Below are 15,959 nucleotides of genomic sequence, written 5' to 3'. Positions count from 1 at the left end.
CTGCGCTCCTCGCTTTCGACGGGGATCGACAGAAGGGGCTCCTGCCCCTCTGTCGATGTGCGGCATCCATGCCGCACCCCTGCGGGCTATTCCCGCCAAAAGCTCCGGTGCTCGGCGCGGCATACGGGACAACACCATCCCGGAATTTAGATGCTCTTCGTGGCATCGACCTTAACCCGACATTCAAACGTAGGGTCGGCAACGCTTTTTGCCCACCAAGCTGGACCGATAATAATAAATCCACGTGTCACAAACAGTCGCGCCCTACTGGGCAGCACCAATCCAACCTACCCACTTATTTATGTGAGACGGATTGCTAGGAATCTTTGGAGCTTTCATTAATAAGTTTATCTCGTATTATCTCAAGATTCGTTACACGCCTTTCTATATCGTTTTTCTCTTGATCTAAATAATGGACAACATTACTTATACACCAGTTAAAAGCTAGCTTGCAATCATTCACTTCTTGTTTAGAAATATTCATATCATCAACGGATTTTGGATGAGTTAGCCTATTCCTTACTGCGATTGTACTAATAACCTTAGACCATCCAGCATCTTCAAAATCTTTTTGTGGCTTGTGCCCTTTAATAGATAAAATCTGCCCAAAGACGAACCTAATATCGTCTGTTACACGAACCTGCAACAGACGCTCTGTAATTTGACCACTACTATTGATTTCATACTTCTTATTATTTAAAAACAATAAAAGCTCAGGGCTTAGCTGAATCTGATTATTTCCGCAATAATGTAAAATTTCTTGCTTTAGTAAAAATATCTCGGCCTCAATTAAAGAAACAGTGGTCTTAATAAATGTTCTTGACCAAAACTCACTGGGATCATTATCCAGGTTTTTCGTAATAAATTTAAAGTCTTTGCGTAAGAGATCAGCTAGCTTCTTTTTTGAATCAAATTCACCCCCCATAATCGATAGCCTCCTAGCGTTCGAAATCAAAGACCTGAGGGGCTTTTCACATAGGTTCGGTGAATTGCAGGGTTAGCTATCTTTTTTTGCATACTTTGTATTTCAACCAAGCCAGAATTTTCGGGTCTGTAATAGCCTTTGGCTTTATATCGTTCAGAGTTAGATATCCGTAAAACCCACCATCCTCATCGACTAGAATCGGCGGATTCAAGGCGATGTCATTGCATGGACTGTATTGAGATATGTCTGATCCATACTTGCCAATATCATTAAATATGCTCGTTGGAGAGATATCAGACCCATACATACCGATATCGTTCTGTATTGAATCTGAGGCAATATCATTACAATTAAAACAGCCCAAATAGACATCATTATTGGGTCCGCCAAACAGCATGATTTTCTTTTCGGCATAGGTAGTCGATGAAAACAGCAGCAATGCGGATATCAGGAATGCATTCTTGATGTCCATGACTCTCGTTTGATAGCTAACGTCTAAACTAACCAGAGCACCTTGGCTCGTCAGAGTTGAATGAAATGCGAGCTACTCGTTGCTATTAGTCTACATCTACATCGTCATTTGGAAACAAATTGCTTATGTCAAGCTCATCTTCAGTAATGACAACTTTTTGTATTTCAAATTCTTCAAGGTCATTTTCCCGCACCCTGAGGTTGTAATCTGTATTTGAATTTCCATGAATACTAACACTGAGGAGCAAATCAAACCCTTCGCAAAATGCAATGAATAAGAATCCTGCACATAGCTCTAGATCATCACGATCTCTAGCCCAGTCGCCACCGCTCTCTAATCCGAACTCACTTCCGTCAACCCTAATCGACTCTATTTCGCCAGACGTCTTTGTCAGGTCAATCTCTACATATCCTTTAATTTGTCCCATGTTGATCCTCCTTCATATGCGGTTGAACTGTATTTGGCTAACAGTAATTAAATGGTTTCAATATATCATCCCATTTTAGAAGGGATCTGTTTCTTGTTGTCGCGATGGTTTTCCTCCCGTATGCCGCGCCGAGCACCGGAGCTTTCGGCGGGAATAGCCCGCAGGGGTGCGGCATGGATGCCGCACATCGACAGAGGGGCAGGAAGCCCCTTCTGTCGATCCCCGTCGAAAGCTTCGGAGCGCAGGATTAAAGCGGCGTCCGGGTGTCGTTTCTTTTGGGTACTTTTCTTTGGACAAGCAAAGAAAAGTACCTCGGCTGTCGGGCCGAGACCCGACGTTAAATCAAGCCGTCGCGACAGCGACACAACAACTCAACTCACCCCACTTCCAACACAATCACATACTCCCCATCACCCGAACGAGTCTCCAAAACCTGATGTCCATTAATCCGACACCAAGCCGGAATATCCTGCATCACGCCCGGATCGGTGCATTCCACGGTCAACACATCGCCGGTTTGCAGGGTTTTGACTTTATCCTGAGTGCGGATCACCGGCAGCGGACATAGCAGACGGCGGGCGTTTAAAACATGCGCACTCATACGAACCACTCCTCGCGGATTTGCTCGGCTGCCAGCGGTTTGACGAAAATATTGCGTTCGGCGCCGGCACGGTCGCGTATCGTCACCTCGACCTGCTCGGCGTCGCGGCCCTGGCCGTAACGCGCCAGGATTTGCCCGGCCAAGGCCAGATCGTCTTCGCCGACTTCGCCGTCGATCAAGACCAACGGGCCGCGGTGGTTGGTGCAATGCATGCTGACGAATTCTTTTTTATAGCCACTCATGAATCGGGCCTCGCCGTCCTCGCGGGCGACGATGATTTTGAAATGCGGGCGGGGGCGGATGTGGCGGCCGACTTTCAACAGCATGATGTCGTCCAGGTCGTAATCGCGCTTGCCGCGGGCCTGCCACAGGTCGGTCAGTTTCAACGAATAACTCTCGTCGGTCAGGAAGCAGCAACCGCCGGCCGGTTGGGCGTAATCGGCAAAACCGAATTCCTTAGCCAGGGCCATTTGCGGCTTGCGGGAACGGCCGCTGAAGCCGAACATTTTGTCGCGGCTGATCCAGCCTTCGCGTTCCGGCAGCGTGGCCGGCAGATTTTGCGCCGACAGCGGCCGCACCAGCAGGTCGTCGGCGCCGGATTCGGCGGCGACGATGGGCATGGTTTGTTTGCGCTGCGACATCGGCCGCTGGCCGACCACTTCGCCGGTGATGATGAAATCGAAACCGTTTTCCTGCATCCACTGCTTGGCCTTGTTGACCATGAAGATCTTACAGTCCAGGCACGGGTTCAGATTGGCGCCGTAACCGTGTTTGGGATTGAGCAACACCTGTTTGTATTCTTCGATGATATCGATGATGTGCAGCTTGATACCGAGTTGCTCGGCCACCCACAGCGCGTTGTTACGCTTGACCTTGTCGGCATCCTGCTTACGGATGGCGTGGGTGTGGCCTTCGACGCAAAACCCGGTAAAAAAATTGATGCCTTCGACATGGATGCCCTGGTTCATGATGGTCTGGCAGGCCAGCATGGAATCCAGGCCGCCGGAAATCAGCGCCACGGCTTTTCGTTGTTGACTCATAACGGGAGGGATTAACGGAAAAACGCAGCATTATACTGTGGATTAAGCGTTCCGGGTTAAGCCGAATGCGGTGACGGGCTCTAAAAGCCTACACATAACAAGGGCTTGCGACCATGTCCGTTGCCGTATCGCCGGGTCGAGTGCGGAAGGCGAGCGGATGGCTTGGGCTACGGCTGCCAAATTTGGGCGTCGTAATAGCGGATCAATTCCGCCGTGTTTTTGATTTGCAACTTTTCGCACAGCCGCGACTTGTACGTGCTGACGGTTTTGTTGCTGATAGCCAGTTCCTGGCTGATTTCGTTGATGCCCTTGCCGCTGGCCAGCAATTCCAGAATTTGAAATTCGCGGGCCGACAACTTCTCGTGCGGTTTTTTTGCGGCCTCGACTTCGTCGGCGAACACGATTTTCTCGGCCAGTTTCGGATCGATGAAACGCTGGCCTTCCGCAACCCTGCGAATTGCGGCCATCAGCATTTCCGGGTCGCTGTCCTTGGTCAGATAGCCGTTGGCGCCGGCCTTCAACGCCAAACTAACGATTTGCAGCTCGTTGTGCATGCTCAACACCAGCACCGGCAGCGTTGGGAACTCCCGCCGGATCCGGCTTATCGTCTCGCAGCCGCCCAGGCCGGGCATGTTCAAATCCAGCAGCACCAGGTCCACCGCACTGCGCTGCAGGCAGTCCAGCAGTTGTTCGCTGTTTTCGGCTTCGCCGCTAATTTCGATGTCCGCATTCAGTGCGAATAATTGTTTGAGCCCGCTACGCACGATGGCGTGGTCGTCGGCTATGACCAGTCGAATCATAAAACGTATCTGTTGGGGGCGGCCGGGATTCGGACGCGAACGGCCGTGCCTGCCTCGGGGGAACCGAGTATTTCGGTCGCGCCGCCCAGCATGATGGATCGCTCCTGGATGCCGATCAAGCCGAACGATTGGGTTTTCCTGGCGTCCGATGCGTCGAAGCCGCGGCCGTTGTCGAAAATTTCCAGACAGTAATGGCCGGCTTCGATGCCGATGCTGATTTTAACCTTATCCGCGGCGGAATGCTTCAGCACGTTGGTCAACGACTCCTGAACGATGCGGAATACCGCCATCGCGCATTCCTCGTCCATGTCCAGCCCGTTTTCGGGATGGATAAAATCGCAAGCGATACCGGATTGGTCGGAAAATTTTTTGATTTGCCATTCCAGTGCCGGCACGATGCCCATCTCGATCGCCGACGGCCGCAACGAAGTTGCCACGTCGCGGGTAACTTCTATGGTTTTGTCCAGCAAGACCATCGTATCCTGGATTTTTGCCGCCAGCTCGGCGTTGCCGTCGGCAAACCGCAGCCGCATCAACGAAATTTGCATGCGCAGCGCCGTCAGCATCTGGCCGAGTTCGTCGTGCACTTCGCGGGCGATGCGCTTGCGCTCCTCTTCGCGGGCCTTTTCGCGGCGGGCGTAGAGGAGCCGCAACCGGGAGCGCGAGTGTTCCAGGTCGCGTTCGATCTCCTTCAGCTCGGTAATGTCTTGAGACGTGCCCACCGCGCGCAAGAAGCGGCCCTGGCTGTCGAAATCCAGTTCGGCCCGTTCCCGCAGCCACTTGAGCTGGCCGTTTACCAGGATGCGGTGCTGGATATCGAAAATTGCGCCTTTCATTGCCGCTTGCCAGGCGGTGTCGACGAAGTTTCGGTCTTCCGGATGTACGCAATCGAGGAAATGTCGATAGGTAACGGCAGTTCCTGCTGGTGTGCCGAATATCCGGTAATTTTCGTCCGACCAGTGCAACGTACTCAAATCGCTATCCAGGCGCCAACTGCCCAGATGAGCCTGCGCTTGTGCGTGCGCCAAATGGGCTTCGCTGTCGCGTAAGGCATGCTCGATGGTCTTGTAGCGGGTCACGTCGATATTGACGCCGACGATTTTTTGCTGCTCGCCGTTGGGGCTGCTGCCGACGATGGCGGCCGCCTGGATGTAGCGCAAACTGCCGTCGTTTTGGCGGCGGATGCGAAATTCCCAATGTTGTTCCCGTTTGTGGTGGATCAACTTGCGCAGCTTGGCTTTGCAGCGCGGCAAATCATCCGCGACAACCAGTTGCGCCCAAACGTCGTAATCGATCGGCGTGCCCTGGGCGATACCGAATATCTGGTACATTCGCGCATCCCAGTCGGCTTGGCCGCTGCCGATGTCCCATTCGCAAATGCCGATGGCCGAGGCCTGGGTGGCCAGGCGCAAGCGCTCGCTATAATTGCGCAGCGTTTCTTCGGCGATGCGTTGCTCGGTTATGTCCCTGGCCAGGCCGGTGGTGCCGAGCACTTCGCCGTTTTCGCCGATGACCGGCGACTTGATGGTTTCGGTCCAGGTTTCGCGGCCGCCGTCGAACGCACGTTCTGTGAGCTGGATTTGCCGACGGTTTTGCATGACCTCCCGGTCTACCGCCTGGTAATGTTCGGCCAGCTCTCGCGGCCAGATGTCGTAATCGGTAATACCGTTCAGCGCGTGCGTTTGATTGACGCCGACCGCCTGCAACCAATGCTTGTTGGCTTGCAAGTAGCGGCCGTCGCGGTCTTTCATCCAGGCCAGAAACGGCAAGTTGTCGTAGATCGCCCGCAGGCTGGCTTCCGATTCGCTGACCCGTTTTTGGGCGCGCTTCAATTCGGTCACATCGGTAACCAGGACGAAAAAGCCGATGACCCGGCCGTCGGCATAGTCCGGCAAATAGGCCGCCTGGGTATAACGTTCCCTGCCGGCTACATCGACGATGGTGCGTTGGAAATACTGCGCTTCCCCCCGCAGTACCGCGTCCAAATACGGTTTGTTCAATTCATATAACTTATCGCCGATCACTTCGCGGATGTGTTTGCCGAGCATGCTGCTCGGCGTGAAACCGAACCACTCCTCGTAAGCGGTATTGCCGAAGCGGTTGCGCAAATTGCGGTCCCAGTAGCCGATCATGGCCGGCATGTGGTTTAGAACCGTGCTCAAATTCGGACTGTGCTCCAATAGTTCGGCGGCGGATTCGGTTGCCGGCGCCGGGCTCGGCGAGCGAGGCGAAAACAGCAACAGGTAGGCTTGGCCTTGCCGGCTGTCCAGCTTGCGGATTTTCAAGGACAACGCCATGCTGGAACCGGCAGTATTGGCCAGACACAGTGCGATTGCAGGCGCAGACTCAGTCCCGGCCGACCGCAGCAATTCGGCGACGGCGCAACGCTGCATCCGGTCGGGGTAATACAGGCGGGTGTGCCATTCGCCGGCGCGAGGGGATTCACTACCGGCCAGCTCGAACAATGCTTCCGCGGCCGGATTGGCGTAGAGGATATGCCGGTCGGCCCCCAACACCAGCGCGGCATCGTCGATACTAGCGACGATGCCGTACAACCAGTCGATTTCGGCATACGGGTCATTCAGCTTGAATCGGGTGCGGGGCATGGCGGCGGCGGCATTGCAAAAAACGCAAGGATAAACGAGTAATCGGCGGCGATGGCAAAGAATTTCTCGGCGCGATTCGGCCAATCCGGTATTTTGGCGGACTTCACTTGTCGGCCGATTGGCCTAAACTTTGGGTATTTTTCAACGCGAGATTGGCCGATATGGAATTTAGAGACTATTTGAAAATCCTGGTGCAGCACGACGGTTCCGATTTGTATTTGACGGCCGGTGCGCCGCCGGCTGCAAAGTTTCAAGGCACCTTGAAGCCGTTGGAAAACGTCAAGCTGACTCCGGAACGGATCAGACAGATTGCCGACAGCGTGATGGACAACGAGCAGCGCGCCAGTTTCGAGCACGTACCGGAGATGAATCTGGCGATTACCGAAGAGGGCATCGGCCGATTCCGGGTCAATATTTTCAAGCAACGCAATTGTTATGCGTTGGTGATCCGCAATATCAAGGTGGATATTCCGAATGCCGACGTTTTAGGCTTGCCGCAAATTTTGAAAGACAAAATCATGGAAAAGCGCGGCCTGATTTTGTTCGTCGGCGGCACCGGTTCCGGCAAATCGACCTCGCTGGCCGCCTTGATCGATTACCGCAACAGCAATTCGTCGGGCCACATCATCACCATCGAAGACCCGATCGAATTCGTTCACCCGCATAAGCGTTCGCTGGTCAACCAGCGCGAAGTCGGCGTCGACACGCTGAGTTACGAGGACGCATTGAAAAACACCTTACGCCAGGCGCCCGACGTGATCCTGATCGGCGAAATCCGCAGCCAGGAAACGATGGAACATGCGTTAGCCTTTGCCGAAACCGGACATTTGTGCCTGTCCACCTTGCATGCCAATAACGCCAACCAGGCGCTGGATAGGATCATCAATTTCTTCCCGGAAGAGCGCCGGCCGCAATTGTTGATGGACTTGTCGTTGAATTTGCAGGCCTTCGTTTCGCAACGCCTGGTACCGACCATCGAAGGCAAGCGGGTTGCGGCAATCGAAATCCTGTTGGGCACTAAATTGGTCAGCGATTTGATCCATAAGGGCGACATTCACGCGATCAAGGAGGCGATGGAAAAGTCGGAAAACGTCGGCATGCAGACCTTCGACAGCCATCTATTGAAGCTGTACAAAAGCGGTGTGATCTCGCTGGAAGAAGCGATGCGCAATTCCGATTCGCCGAACAATCTGAAATTGAAAATCAACTTGAGCGAGGGTTTGGGTTCGGCGACCAAACCGGCCGGGGCGCTGGGCAGTCTGGCTTTGGAAGAAATCAGCAAGAAGGAAGGCGAGGACGGCGACGAAGGCCATTGATGCCGGCGGTCTCTCGGCCGCGTTACGGCAAATCTTCGAGATTCAGCATTTTATAAACGGCGTAGGCCGGTTGTTGGTAGGGATGGCAGGCTAGCAGGGTTTGCACGGCAGCTTTGACAACCTCGTCTGCGCAAACCATTTCCACCTTGTACTCGGCGACGGTTTCCAGCCGATCGATGGCGCCTAAATACGGCTCGCTACCCGATAGCGGACGGAACTGGCCCTGGCCCAGCGTTTGCCAGCAGCAGCGGTCGTAGTCGCCGAAACGGCCGGCGCCCAGCTCGAACAAGGCGTGTTTGATGGCTTCGACATGGCTGGCCGGCGCGTAAAAACAGAGTTTATACATTGCGCGCCGACCGTTGGTAACGAATCCCGCTATCGACAACCCGCATCAGCCGGCCGCCAGCAAAAATACGCCCCACAATACAATCACCAGCGTGATTTCCTCGATCATATTCAGCGCCGCCTGGCGGTCGGCGCGAATGTGCATGGCTAGTTGGTTGGCTTTTTGGTCTCGCATATGGACTGATTGACGCGGCATAACGTTTCCTCATTAATGGTGGTGGGTGTAACTCCGCATTTGCCCAACCAATACGCCTTGGATTTCCACTTGCTCGGGTTTGTAGCGCATGGCCTGCATCGTGGAATTGGCGGGTATCAGCAAGGTTTCGTGCGGATATTGCTCGATGAACTTCAACGTGGCTTCGGCTTTGTCGACCAAGGCCACGACAATCTCGCCGTTACGGGCGTGGCTGCGTTGTTCGATGACGACCCAGTCGCCGTCGAAAATGCCTTCCTCCAACATCGAATCGCCTTTGACCTGTAACACGTAACAGGACTTGCCGGTTTTCAACTGCTCCGGTACCGCCATGTAAGCGATATTTTCGATGGCTTCGATCGGTTTGCCGGCGGCGATGAACCCGACGAACGGCAATAGGTCGGACTGCTCGGCCGGCTTGGCCATGGCCTTGGCGTATTCGGTCAAACGGATGCCGCGTTGTTTACGCTCCGGCGCTTCGACCAGGTTGGCGTCGATCAAAGCTTTGATCTGGCTGTGCAGCGAACCGCGCGATTTCAAACCCATCGCCGTGCAGAGTTCCTCCAGCGTTGGCGGATGGTTGAACTGTTCCTGGTTTTGCAGCAGGAAGTCGAAAATCTCTTGTTGTTTACGGGTCAGGCTCATTTTTGTTCTGTATTTGTTTTGAAAAAATAATACATACAAAACAAACTCAAAACAAACATTTTTTTCAGTCCCCGCGAAATGTTGGTTTTGTCGTAAATCCCACCGAAAACCCCGCGACAGGCGACCGCAACGTTGTCGTAACCACGACAAAACATCCCTATACAAGGCCCGCCACAGCGAAAACGCACCAACTTGGTTCATATTTGCCCGTTTTTGCAATTACCGCGCGATACCGTATGCGGCCGGATCGCACAAGCCGGCCGGCACAGTGCATCGATGCCTTATCCGCAGCGATTGTCAGCCGCGCCATAGCGGAATCCGCTTGTTCGAACCCTATTCCGACACGCGGCAAGGAAACGGTTTTCCGCGAATAACTTACCGACTGCAACGCCCAGGCCGTGGCGCGTTGTCGTTGCCGATAGCGCCAAAGGTAGGGAGTTGTTAACGGAATATGCACCAATTCTGCACTTGGACTGAAATTTGCTTGATTTGGATAAACAATCGACGATATAGCAGGTCGGCTGTTTTTCCGCCGCGACTGCGGCTTGCATCCTCATCGGGAGGCTTATCATGAAAAAAATCCTCATCCCACTGTTCGTATTGGCCGGCGTTGCCATTGCCCTGTTTGCCGCCTTCGACCCCACCTCGTCCGCCTACCGCAATCAAAACGACGAGTCTTATTCCGATTTCATTCTCGACGTCCGCAGCAAGTCGGTCGCCGAAGTCGTGATCGACGGCCGCTCCATTCGCGGCCGGCGCCATAACGGCAGCGAATTCAGCACCTACAATCCGGGCGATATGCGCATGATCGACGATTTGCTGGAATACGGCGTCAAAATCAAGGTCGAGCGTCCGGACAACGAAACCAGCTTTCTGCAAATTTTCTACTCGTGGATTCCGACCTTATTGTTGATTGCGGTCTTGATTTATTTCATGCGCAAGCAGCAAATGGGCGCCGGCGGCCAAAACGCCTTCGGCAAAAGCCGGGCCAAATTGATGACGGAGGACCAGGTCAAGGTACGTTTCGACGACGTCGCCGGCGCCGAGGAAGCCAAGCAGGACGTGGCCGAGTTGGTGGATTTCTTGAAAGATCCCGGCAAATACGAAGCGCTGGGCGGTAAAATTCCGCGCGGCGTGTTGATGGTCGGACCGCCCGGCACCGGTAAGACCTTGATTGCTCGCGCTATTGCCGGCGAGGCGGGCGTGCCGTTCTTCTCGATCTCGGGTTCCGATTTCGTCGAAATGTTCGTCGGCGTCGGCGCCTCGCGCGTGCGCGACTTGTTCGATAACGCCAAAAAACGCGCGCCTTGCATCATTTTCATCGACGAAATCGACGCGGTCGGCCGCGCGCGCAGCAGCGGCAACATGGGCGGGACCGAAGAACGCGAACAGACTTTGAACCAGTTGTTGGTGGAAATGGACGGTTTCAGCGGTAACGAGGGCATTATCGTCATCGCCGCCACCAATCGCGCCGACGTGCTGGATAAAGCCCTGCTGCGGCCGGGCCGTTTCGACCGCCAGGTGCAGGTCGGCTTGCCGGATATCAAGGGCCGCGAGCAAATCCTCAAAGTGCATGCCGCCCGGGTGCCGCTGGCCGCCGATGTCGATATCAACGCGCTGGCGCGCGGTACGCCCGGATTCTCCGGTGCCGAATTGGCCAATCTGATCAACGAAGGCGCCTTGTTCGCCGCCCGCAACAACCAGCGGGAAGTGACGATGAACGACCTGGACAAAGCCCGCGACAAAACCATCATGGGCGCGGAAAAACGCACGATGATCATGAGCCGGGAAGAACTGCTGATGACGGCCTACCACGAAGCCGGACACGCCATCGTCGGCCGGCTGGTGCCGGAGCACGACCCGGTTTATAAAGTCAGCATCATGCCGCGCGGCGGCGCCTTGGGCATCACAATGTTCCTGCCGGAAAGGGATCAATACAGCGCCAGCAAGGCGAAACTGGAAGGGCAAATTTCCAGCCTGTTCGGCGGCCGGATTGCCGAGGCTTTGATTTACGGTAAGGACAAAGTCACTACCGGCGCCTCCAACGACATTCAGCGCGCTACCCAACTGGCGCGGAACATGGTGACCAAATGGGGCTTGTCCGACCGCTTGGGTCCGATGGATTGCGGCGATAGCGACAGCGGCTATTTCGGGCCGCAGGCCAAACCGATGTCCGAACAAATGGCTTTATTCGTCGATAAGGAAATCCGGCGCATGCTGTCCAGCAACTACCAACGCGCCGAAACTATTCTGAAGACGCATATCGACATTCTGCACAACATGGCTCAGGCCTTGTTGGATTGGGAGACGCTGGACAAAGGCCAAATCGACCAATTGATGGGAGGCAAGAAGATTGCGCCGCCCAAAGCGGCGCGCGATCCGGCCAAAACCGGTAAAACCAGTATTGCCTGGAGCGATCCGGGCTCGGCCGGGCCGTTGCCCGGAGTGCCGGCTTTCGGCCGGACTCCGTTCCAGGGCGATTAGCGCTAGCGGGCTAGTCCGAAAGCAAAGCATAAAAAAAACCGGTATCGGTGGCCGATACCGGTTTTTTGCGGTGTGGAAATCGACGCTTAGTGCACGTCTTTCCAGTATTCCTTCTTCAGCAAATAGGCCAAGACGATGAACATGAAGATGAAGAACAACACGTATTTACCCATTTGCTGCCGTTCCAGTTGCACCGGTTCGCCGACGTAGACCAGGAAATTGACCAGGTCGTTGACCAATTTGTCGAATTCTTTCGGCGACAACTGCCCCGGTTGCTCCAGCCTCAATCCGGTAACCACGTCCTGGCCTTCGACTTTATGGATTTCCGCCGCTTGCGAGCCCTGCAATTGCCAGAACACGTTAGGCATGCCCACATCTTTGAAAACCGCGTTGTTGACGCCCAACGGCTTTGACGGGTCGTTGTAGAAACTGCGCAGATAGCTGTAGAGCCAGTCGGCGCCGCGGGAGCGGGCGATCAGCGATAAATCCGGCGGCGTGGTGCCGAACCATTTTTCCGCATCGTGAGCGTTCATCGCCGAATGCATTTGGTCGTAAATGCCGGCGCCCAGCGGCGCGACATTTTTCAGGATTTCCGCTTCGTCCAGTTTTAAATCCAGCGCGATGCGTTTGTAGCGGATGTGTTTGGCCGAATGGCAACCCAAGCAATAGGTGACGTAATGTTTGGCGCCGCGTTCCAATGATTGGATGTCGCTCAGGTCGATATCGGCGCTGTCCAGTTTGATGCCGCCGCCGCTGGCCAACACGTTGAAAGGCAGCAAAAACAAAAGAGTGTAGAGTGTCTTTTTCATGGCTTAGTCCAGGCTCTTTTTCAGGTTTTTTGCGAAACGAATCAGCACGGCTTGTATACCGGGCCAGTTCGGGCCTTTTTTCGGAATCGTACCGCCCAAATTATCGGGAACCTGACGGACTGCCACCACTTCGTCGATCAACGCCTTGACTGCCGGAATCCGGTCTTCCAGCGTCGGTTGCGGCGTCAGATGTTCCGGCACCGGCTTGGTTTTTTCCCAGCGGGTATATAACGGCATCAACAGGAAAAAGCCGAAATACACTGCGGTGAATACCCGCGCCACCATCGTCGCGCCGGGCGTGGCCGGTTGCGTACCCAAATAGCCCAGACCCAGGAAGGCGATGACGAACAACAGTACCGCTTTTTTGAACAAGCCGCCGCGGTAGCGGATGGATTTGACCGGACTGCGGTCCAGCCAAGGCAGCATGAACAGCACGACGATGGCGCCGCCCATGGCGATGACGCCGGCGAATTTATCCGGTACCGCACGCAAAATCGCGTAAAACGGGGTGAAATACCAGACCGGGGCGATATGCTCCGGCGTTTTCAGCGGATCGGCCGGAATGAAGTTGGCGTGCTCCAGGAAGAAACCGCCCAGCTCCGGCATGTAGAAAATCACCGTGGCAAAGAAGAACATGAACACGCCGACGCCGACGATATCCTTGACGGTGTAGTAAGGGTGGAACGGAATGCCGTCGATCGGGTTGCCTTTCCAGTTCAGGTTTTTCTTGATCTCGACGCCGTCCGGGTTGTTGGAGCCGACTTCGTGCAGCGCGACGATGTGCAGGAACACCAGGATCAGCAACACCAGCGGCACGGCGATGACGTGAAAGGCGAAGAAGCGGTTCAACGTCGCATCCGATACCACGTAGTCGCCGCGAACCCACAACGACAATTCGTCGCCAACCACGGGAATCGCGCTGAACAGCGAGATGATCACCTGCGCGCCCCAGTAGGACATTTGGCCCCAAGGCAGCAGGTAGCCCATGAAGGCTTCCGCCATCAGGCAGACGAAAATCAGCATGCCGAAGATCCAGATCAGTTCGCGCGGTTGCTTGAACGAGCCGTAAACCAGGCCGCGGAACATGTGCAGATAGACCACGATGAAGAACGCCGAGGCGCCGGTGGAGTGCATATAGCGCACCAGCCAACCCCAGTTGACGTCGCGCATGATGTATTCGACCGAGTCGAACGCCAGTTTGGCGTCCGGTTTGTAGTTCATCGTCAGCAGAATGCCGGTGACGAACTGGTTGACCAGCACGAACAGCGCCAGCGAGCCGAAGAAATACCAGATGTTAAAATTTTTCGGCGCGTAGTAATGCGCCATGTGTTCGTTCCACAAATCGGAGAGTGGAAAGCGCTCCAACAGCCAGTCGCTGTATTGATTCATTTTTTGCTTCATGCTGCTCTAGCCTCGCTGTCTTCGCCGATGACGATCAGATTGTCTGTTTCATACCGGTAGGGCGGTATTTCCAGATTGGTCGGCGCGGGTACGCCGCGGAACACGCGTCCGGCCAAATCGAACCAGGAGCCGTGGCAGGGGCAGAAGAAACCGCCTTTCCAATCGTTGCCCAAGTCGGCGGGGGCGATTTCCGGGCGGAAGGTGGGCGAGCAGCCCAAATGGGTACACAGACCGATCGCGACAAAAACTTCCGGCTTGATCGAGCGCACCGGATTTTTGCTGTTTTCGGGCTGCAGAGATTCGTTGGAAACCGGATCGGCCAGTTTACTGTCCAGCGTGGCCAGCGTCGTCAGCACTTCCGGGGTACGGTTCAGGATCCATACCGGCTTGCCGCGCCAAGCCACCCGGATCAACTGGCCCGGTTCCATTTTACTGATGTCGACCTCGACCGGAGCGCCCGCCGCCATGGCTTTGGCGCTGGGCTGCATTTGCGAGAGGAAGGGCACCGCCAGATAACCGGCACCCACGGCTCCAACCACCGACAGCGCCGAGGTCAGAAATTGGCGCTTTGACGTATCGACGCCTTCTTGATTCATAGAACATACTCCTGTTGCGTGACGATGTATTTTTTAGAGCTACATCAATTTTTATAATTGTTCGGCAAATATACCTTACTGGCCCTGTTTATTAAAACTGTTATTACGCCGGGGCTGCGGCGCCTGCCGGCCTAGGCCAGCGCGGCTTTCAAGGCTTGCAGAAAGGCCTGGTTTTCTTCCGGTTTACCTATCGTCGCCCGCAAGCAGTTTTCCAACATTCCGCCCTGCGGCGACAGGTTCTTGATTAGCACGCCTTGCTGTTTCAAACCGGCAAACACCGCATCCGCCGGTTTGGTTAACGTCCGGAATAGAATGAAATTGGCCGCACTGGGATAGGCCTTGACCGAATCGATCGCTTGCAAGGCTTGCATCACGACGCCGCGCTGTTCGCGAATCAAGCGGGTTTGCTCCAACAGAAACTGCGGATGCTCCAGCGCAAAACCGGCCGTGGCCTGTGTCAGGCAGTTGATGTTGTAAGGCAGGCGGACCTTGTTCAGTTGTTCCAGCAAGGCCGGAGGGCCGGCCATAAAGCCCAGCCGCAAACCGGCCAGGCCCAGCTTGGATACCGTGCGCATCACCAATAAATTATCGTATTGCGCCAAGCGTTCGATGAAGCTGGCGTCGGCGAACGGCGCATAAGCTTCGTCCACCACCACCAAGCCCGGTGCGGCGGCCAGGATCGCTTCGATCGCCGCCGGGTCGAACAGGTTGCCGGTCGGGTTGTTCGGATAGGCCAGAAAAATGACGGCCGGCTTTTCGGCTTCGATTGCGGCCAGCATCGCCGGCAAATCCAGATCGAAACTTTCCGCCGCCAGAGGCACGCCCCGGTAACGCAACCCCAAACTCAGCGCGATTTGTTTGTACATGACGAAGCCGGGCTCGGGCGCCAACACGGCAGCGGTGTTGGGCAGGGCCATCAGCAGGATTTGAATGATCTCGTCGGAACCGTTGCCGAGCAGAATGGCGGATGCTTCCGGAATAGCGTTGCTGCGCCGCAGCGCGTCGGCCAAAACTTTCGCCTCCGGGTCCGGATAGCGGTTCAGCGGGCAGGTTTTCAAATGTTGCAGCCAAGCCTGCTGGATGTCATCCGGCCATGAATAGGGATTTTCCATCGCGTCGAGTTTGATGTAATTGCTGGCGTCGGCGACATGATACGCCGACATCGCGAGCACTTCGCGGCGGAATAGGGTTTCGAGCGGTGGGAGCGGCATAGTGTCAAATCCGGCGGAATTGGAAGGGCGGCATCGGCGATAACCAAGGCAACCGCGGGGCAAAAAAGTCGGCGGATTTTAACAAAGC

General features: G+C 55.1%; 16 protein-coding genes. 2 read left to right on the top strand and 14 right to left on the bottom strand.

All coding sequences use genetic code 11. The features are described 5' to 3' along the window. Positions 1-316: 316 nt before the first annotated feature. From MKFW12EY_RS00775 to MKFW12EY_RS00745, 7 genes are all read right to left on the bottom strand, one after another. Positions 317-925: a hypothetical protein gene (locus MKFW12EY_RS00775; protein ID WP_157199201.1), complete on the bottom strand. Its 609-nt coding sequence runs from the start codon at positions 923-925 to the stop codon at positions 317-319. 76 nt (positions 926-1,001) lie between these two features. Next, positions 1,002-1,397, bottom strand: coding sequence for a hypothetical protein (locus MKFW12EY_RS00770; protein WP_054759477.1), 396 nt, complete (start codon positions 1,395-1,397; stop codon positions 1,002-1,004). An 85-nt stretch (positions 1,398-1,482) separates the two neighbouring features. Beyond that, positions 1,483-1,824, bottom strand: a complete 342-nt coding sequence (locus tag MKFW12EY_RS00765; RefSeq protein WP_054759475.1) for a hypothetical protein — start codon at positions 1,822-1,824, stop codon at positions 1,483-1,485. Positions 1,825-2,200: 376 nt separating this feature from the next. After that, complete coding sequence (locus tag MKFW12EY_RS00760) at positions 2,201-2,425, bottom strand: sulfurtransferase TusA family protein (protein WP_054759473.1); 225 nt, start codon at positions 2,423-2,425, stop codon at positions 2,201-2,203. Then, the gene (locus tag MKFW12EY_RS00755) at positions 2,422-3,465 is read right to left on the bottom strand and encodes a tRNA (5-methylaminomethyl-2-thiouridylate)-methyltransferase (protein WP_064020088.1); all 1,044 of its coding nucleotides are present in this window, start codon (positions 3,463-3,465) and stop codon (positions 2,422-2,424) included. The genes MKFW12EY_RS00760 and MKFW12EY_RS00755 overlap by 4 nt, the downstream gene beginning before the upstream one ends. A 167-nt stretch (positions 3,466-3,632) precedes the next feature. After that, the gene (locus MKFW12EY_RS00750) at positions 3,633-4,265 is read right to left on the bottom strand and encodes a response regulator (RefSeq protein WP_096875527.1); all 633 of its coding nucleotides are present in this window, start codon (positions 4,263-4,265) and stop codon (positions 3,633-3,635) included. Continuing rightward, positions 4,262-6,871, bottom strand: a complete 2,610-nt coding sequence (locus MKFW12EY_RS00745; protein ID WP_221053828.1) for a PAS domain-containing sensor histidine kinase — start codon at positions 6,869-6,871, stop codon at positions 4,262-4,264. The genes MKFW12EY_RS00750 and MKFW12EY_RS00745 overlap by 4 nt, the downstream gene beginning before the upstream one ends. A 161-nt stretch (positions 6,872-7,032) precedes the next feature. On the opposite strand from MKFW12EY_RS00745, the gene MKFW12EY_RS00740 reads away from it, so the two are divergent. Then, entirely contained in the window at positions 7,033-8,187 is a 1,155-nt protein-coding gene (locus MKFW12EY_RS00740) for a PilT/PilU family type 4a pilus ATPase (RefSeq protein WP_054759524.1), read from the top strand. Between the two features lie 22 nt (positions 8,188-8,209). On the opposite strand, the gene MKFW12EY_RS00735 is transcribed toward MKFW12EY_RS00740, so the two are convergent. Genes MKFW12EY_RS00735 through lexA form a run of 3 tightly spaced genes read right to left on the bottom strand, consistent with a single transcriptional unit; the run spans position 8,210 to position 9,370 of the window. Then, complete coding sequence (locus MKFW12EY_RS00735; protein ID WP_054759467.1) at positions 8,210-8,533, bottom strand: YqfO family protein; 324 nt, start codon at positions 8,531-8,533, stop codon at positions 8,210-8,212. Between the two features lie 45 nt (positions 8,534-8,578). After that, the gene (locus tag MKFW12EY_RS00730; RefSeq protein WP_157198033.1) at positions 8,579-8,728 is read right to left on the bottom strand and encodes a hypothetical protein; all 150 of its coding nucleotides are present in this window, start codon (positions 8,726-8,728) and stop codon (positions 8,579-8,581) included. A gap of 12 nt (positions 8,729-8,740) precedes the next feature. Beyond that, positions 8,741-9,370 carry a transcriptional repressor LexA gene (lexA, locus tag MKFW12EY_RS00725; RefSeq protein WP_054759465.1) on the bottom strand — a complete coding sequence of 210 codons (630 nt, stop codon included), beginning with the start codon at positions 9,368-9,370 and terminating at the stop codon, positions 8,741-8,743. A gap of 570 nt (positions 9,371-9,940) precedes the next feature. On the opposite strand from lexA, the gene ftsH reads away from it, so the two are divergent. Then, positions 9,941-11,854 (top strand): ATP-dependent zinc metalloprotease FtsH, encoded by a 1,914-nt coding sequence (ftsH, locus tag MKFW12EY_RS00720; RefSeq protein ID WP_082409670.1) that lies wholly within the window; start codon positions 9,941-9,943, stop codon positions 11,852-11,854. Positions 11,855-11,940: 86 nt separating this feature from the next. Here the strand turns inward: ftsH and MKFW12EY_RS00715 are convergent, their stop codons facing one another. The 4 genes from MKFW12EY_RS00715 to hisC form a co-directional block, all read right to left on the bottom strand. Next, the gene (locus MKFW12EY_RS00715) at positions 11,941-12,663 is read right to left on the bottom strand and encodes a cytochrome c1 (protein WP_054759463.1); all 723 of its coding nucleotides are present in this window, start codon (positions 12,661-12,663) and stop codon (positions 11,941-11,943) included. A 3-nt stretch (positions 12,664-12,666) separates the two neighbouring features. Continuing rightward, entirely contained in the window at positions 12,667-14,064 is a 1,398-nt protein-coding gene (locus tag MKFW12EY_RS00710; RefSeq protein WP_221053827.1) for a cytochrome b, read from the bottom strand. Continuing rightward, positions 14,061-14,660 (bottom strand): ubiquinol-cytochrome c reductase iron-sulfur subunit, encoded by a 600-nt coding sequence (petA, locus tag MKFW12EY_RS00705; protein ID WP_054759461.1) that lies wholly within the window; start codon positions 14,658-14,660, stop codon positions 14,061-14,063. The genes MKFW12EY_RS00710 and petA overlap by 4 nt, the downstream gene beginning before the upstream one ends. Positions 14,661-14,791: 131 nt before the next feature. Continuing rightward, entirely contained in the window at positions 14,792-15,871 is a 1,080-nt protein-coding gene (gene hisC / locus MKFW12EY_RS00700; RefSeq protein ID WP_054759459.1) for a histidinol-phosphate transaminase, read from the bottom strand. Between the last annotated feature and the right edge of the window lie 88 nt (positions 15,872-15,959).

The sequence above is a fragment of the Methylomonas koyamae genome, assembly GCF_019669905.1.
Lineage (GTDB): Bacteria > Pseudomonadota > Gammaproteobacteria > Methylococcales > Methylomonadaceae > Methylomonas > Methylomonas koyamae.
Note: the sequence above shows the minus strand (reverse complement) of the source record. Positions and strands in the feature narration are given on the sequence as shown.

Coding starts and splice junctions, on each gene's coding strand:
- lexA (WP_054759465.1), bottom strand. CDS start 9,370: ATGAGCCTGACCCGTAAACAACAAGAGATTTTCGACTTCCTGCTGCAA.
- MKFW12EY_RS00765 (WP_054759475.1), bottom strand. CDS start 1,824: ATGGGACAAATTAAAGGATATGTAGAGATTGACCTGACAAAGACGTCT.
- MKFW12EY_RS00730 (WP_157198033.1), bottom strand. CDS start 8,728: ATGCCGCGTCAATCAGTCCATATGCGAGACCAAAAAGCCAACCAACTA.
- MKFW12EY_RS00745 (WP_221053828.1), bottom strand. CDS start 6,871: ATGCCCCGCACCCGATTCAAGCTGAATGACCCGTATGCCGAAATCGAC.
- MKFW12EY_RS00735 (WP_054759467.1), bottom strand. CDS start 8,533: ATGTATAAACTCTGTTTTTACGCGCCGGCCAGCCATGTCGAAGCCATC.
- MKFW12EY_RS00770 (WP_054759477.1), bottom strand. CDS start 1,397: ATGGACATCAAGAATGCATTCCTGATATCCGCATTGCTGCTGTTTTCA.
- MKFW12EY_RS00715 (WP_054759463.1), bottom strand. CDS start 12,663: ATGAAAAAGACACTCTACACTCTTTTGTTTTTGCTGCCTTTCAACGTG.
- MKFW12EY_RS00760 (WP_054759473.1), bottom strand. CDS start 2,425: ATGAGTGCGCATGTTTTAAACGCCCGCCGTCTGCTATGTCCGCTGCCG.
- hisC (WP_054759459.1), bottom strand. CDS start 15,871: ATGCCGCTCCCACCGCTCGAAACCCTATTCCGCCGCGAAGTGCTCGCG.
- MKFW12EY_RS00755 (WP_064020088.1), bottom strand. CDS start 3,465: ATGAGTCAACAACGAAAAGCCGTGGCGCTGATTTCCGGCGGCCTGGAT.
- MKFW12EY_RS00710 (WP_221053827.1), bottom strand. CDS start 14,064: ATGAAGCAAAAAATGAATCAATACAGCGACTGGCTGTTGGAGCGCTTT.
- MKFW12EY_RS00750 (WP_096875527.1), bottom strand. CDS start 4,265: ATGATTCGACTGGTCATAGCCGACGACCACGCCATCGTGCGTAGCGGG.
- petA (WP_054759461.1), bottom strand. CDS start 14,660: ATGAATCAAGAAGGCGTCGATACGTCAAAGCGCCAATTTCTGACCTCG.
- ftsH (WP_082409670.1), top strand. CDS start 9,941: ATGAAAAAAATCCTCATCCCACTGTTCGTATTGGCCGGCGTTGCCATT.
- MKFW12EY_RS00775 (WP_157199201.1), bottom strand. CDS start 925: ATGGGGGGTGAATTTGATTCAAAAAAGAAGCTAGCTGATCTCTTACGC.
- MKFW12EY_RS00740 (WP_054759524.1), top strand. CDS start 7,033: ATGGAATTTAGAGACTATTTGAAAATCCTGGTGCAGCACGACGGTTCC.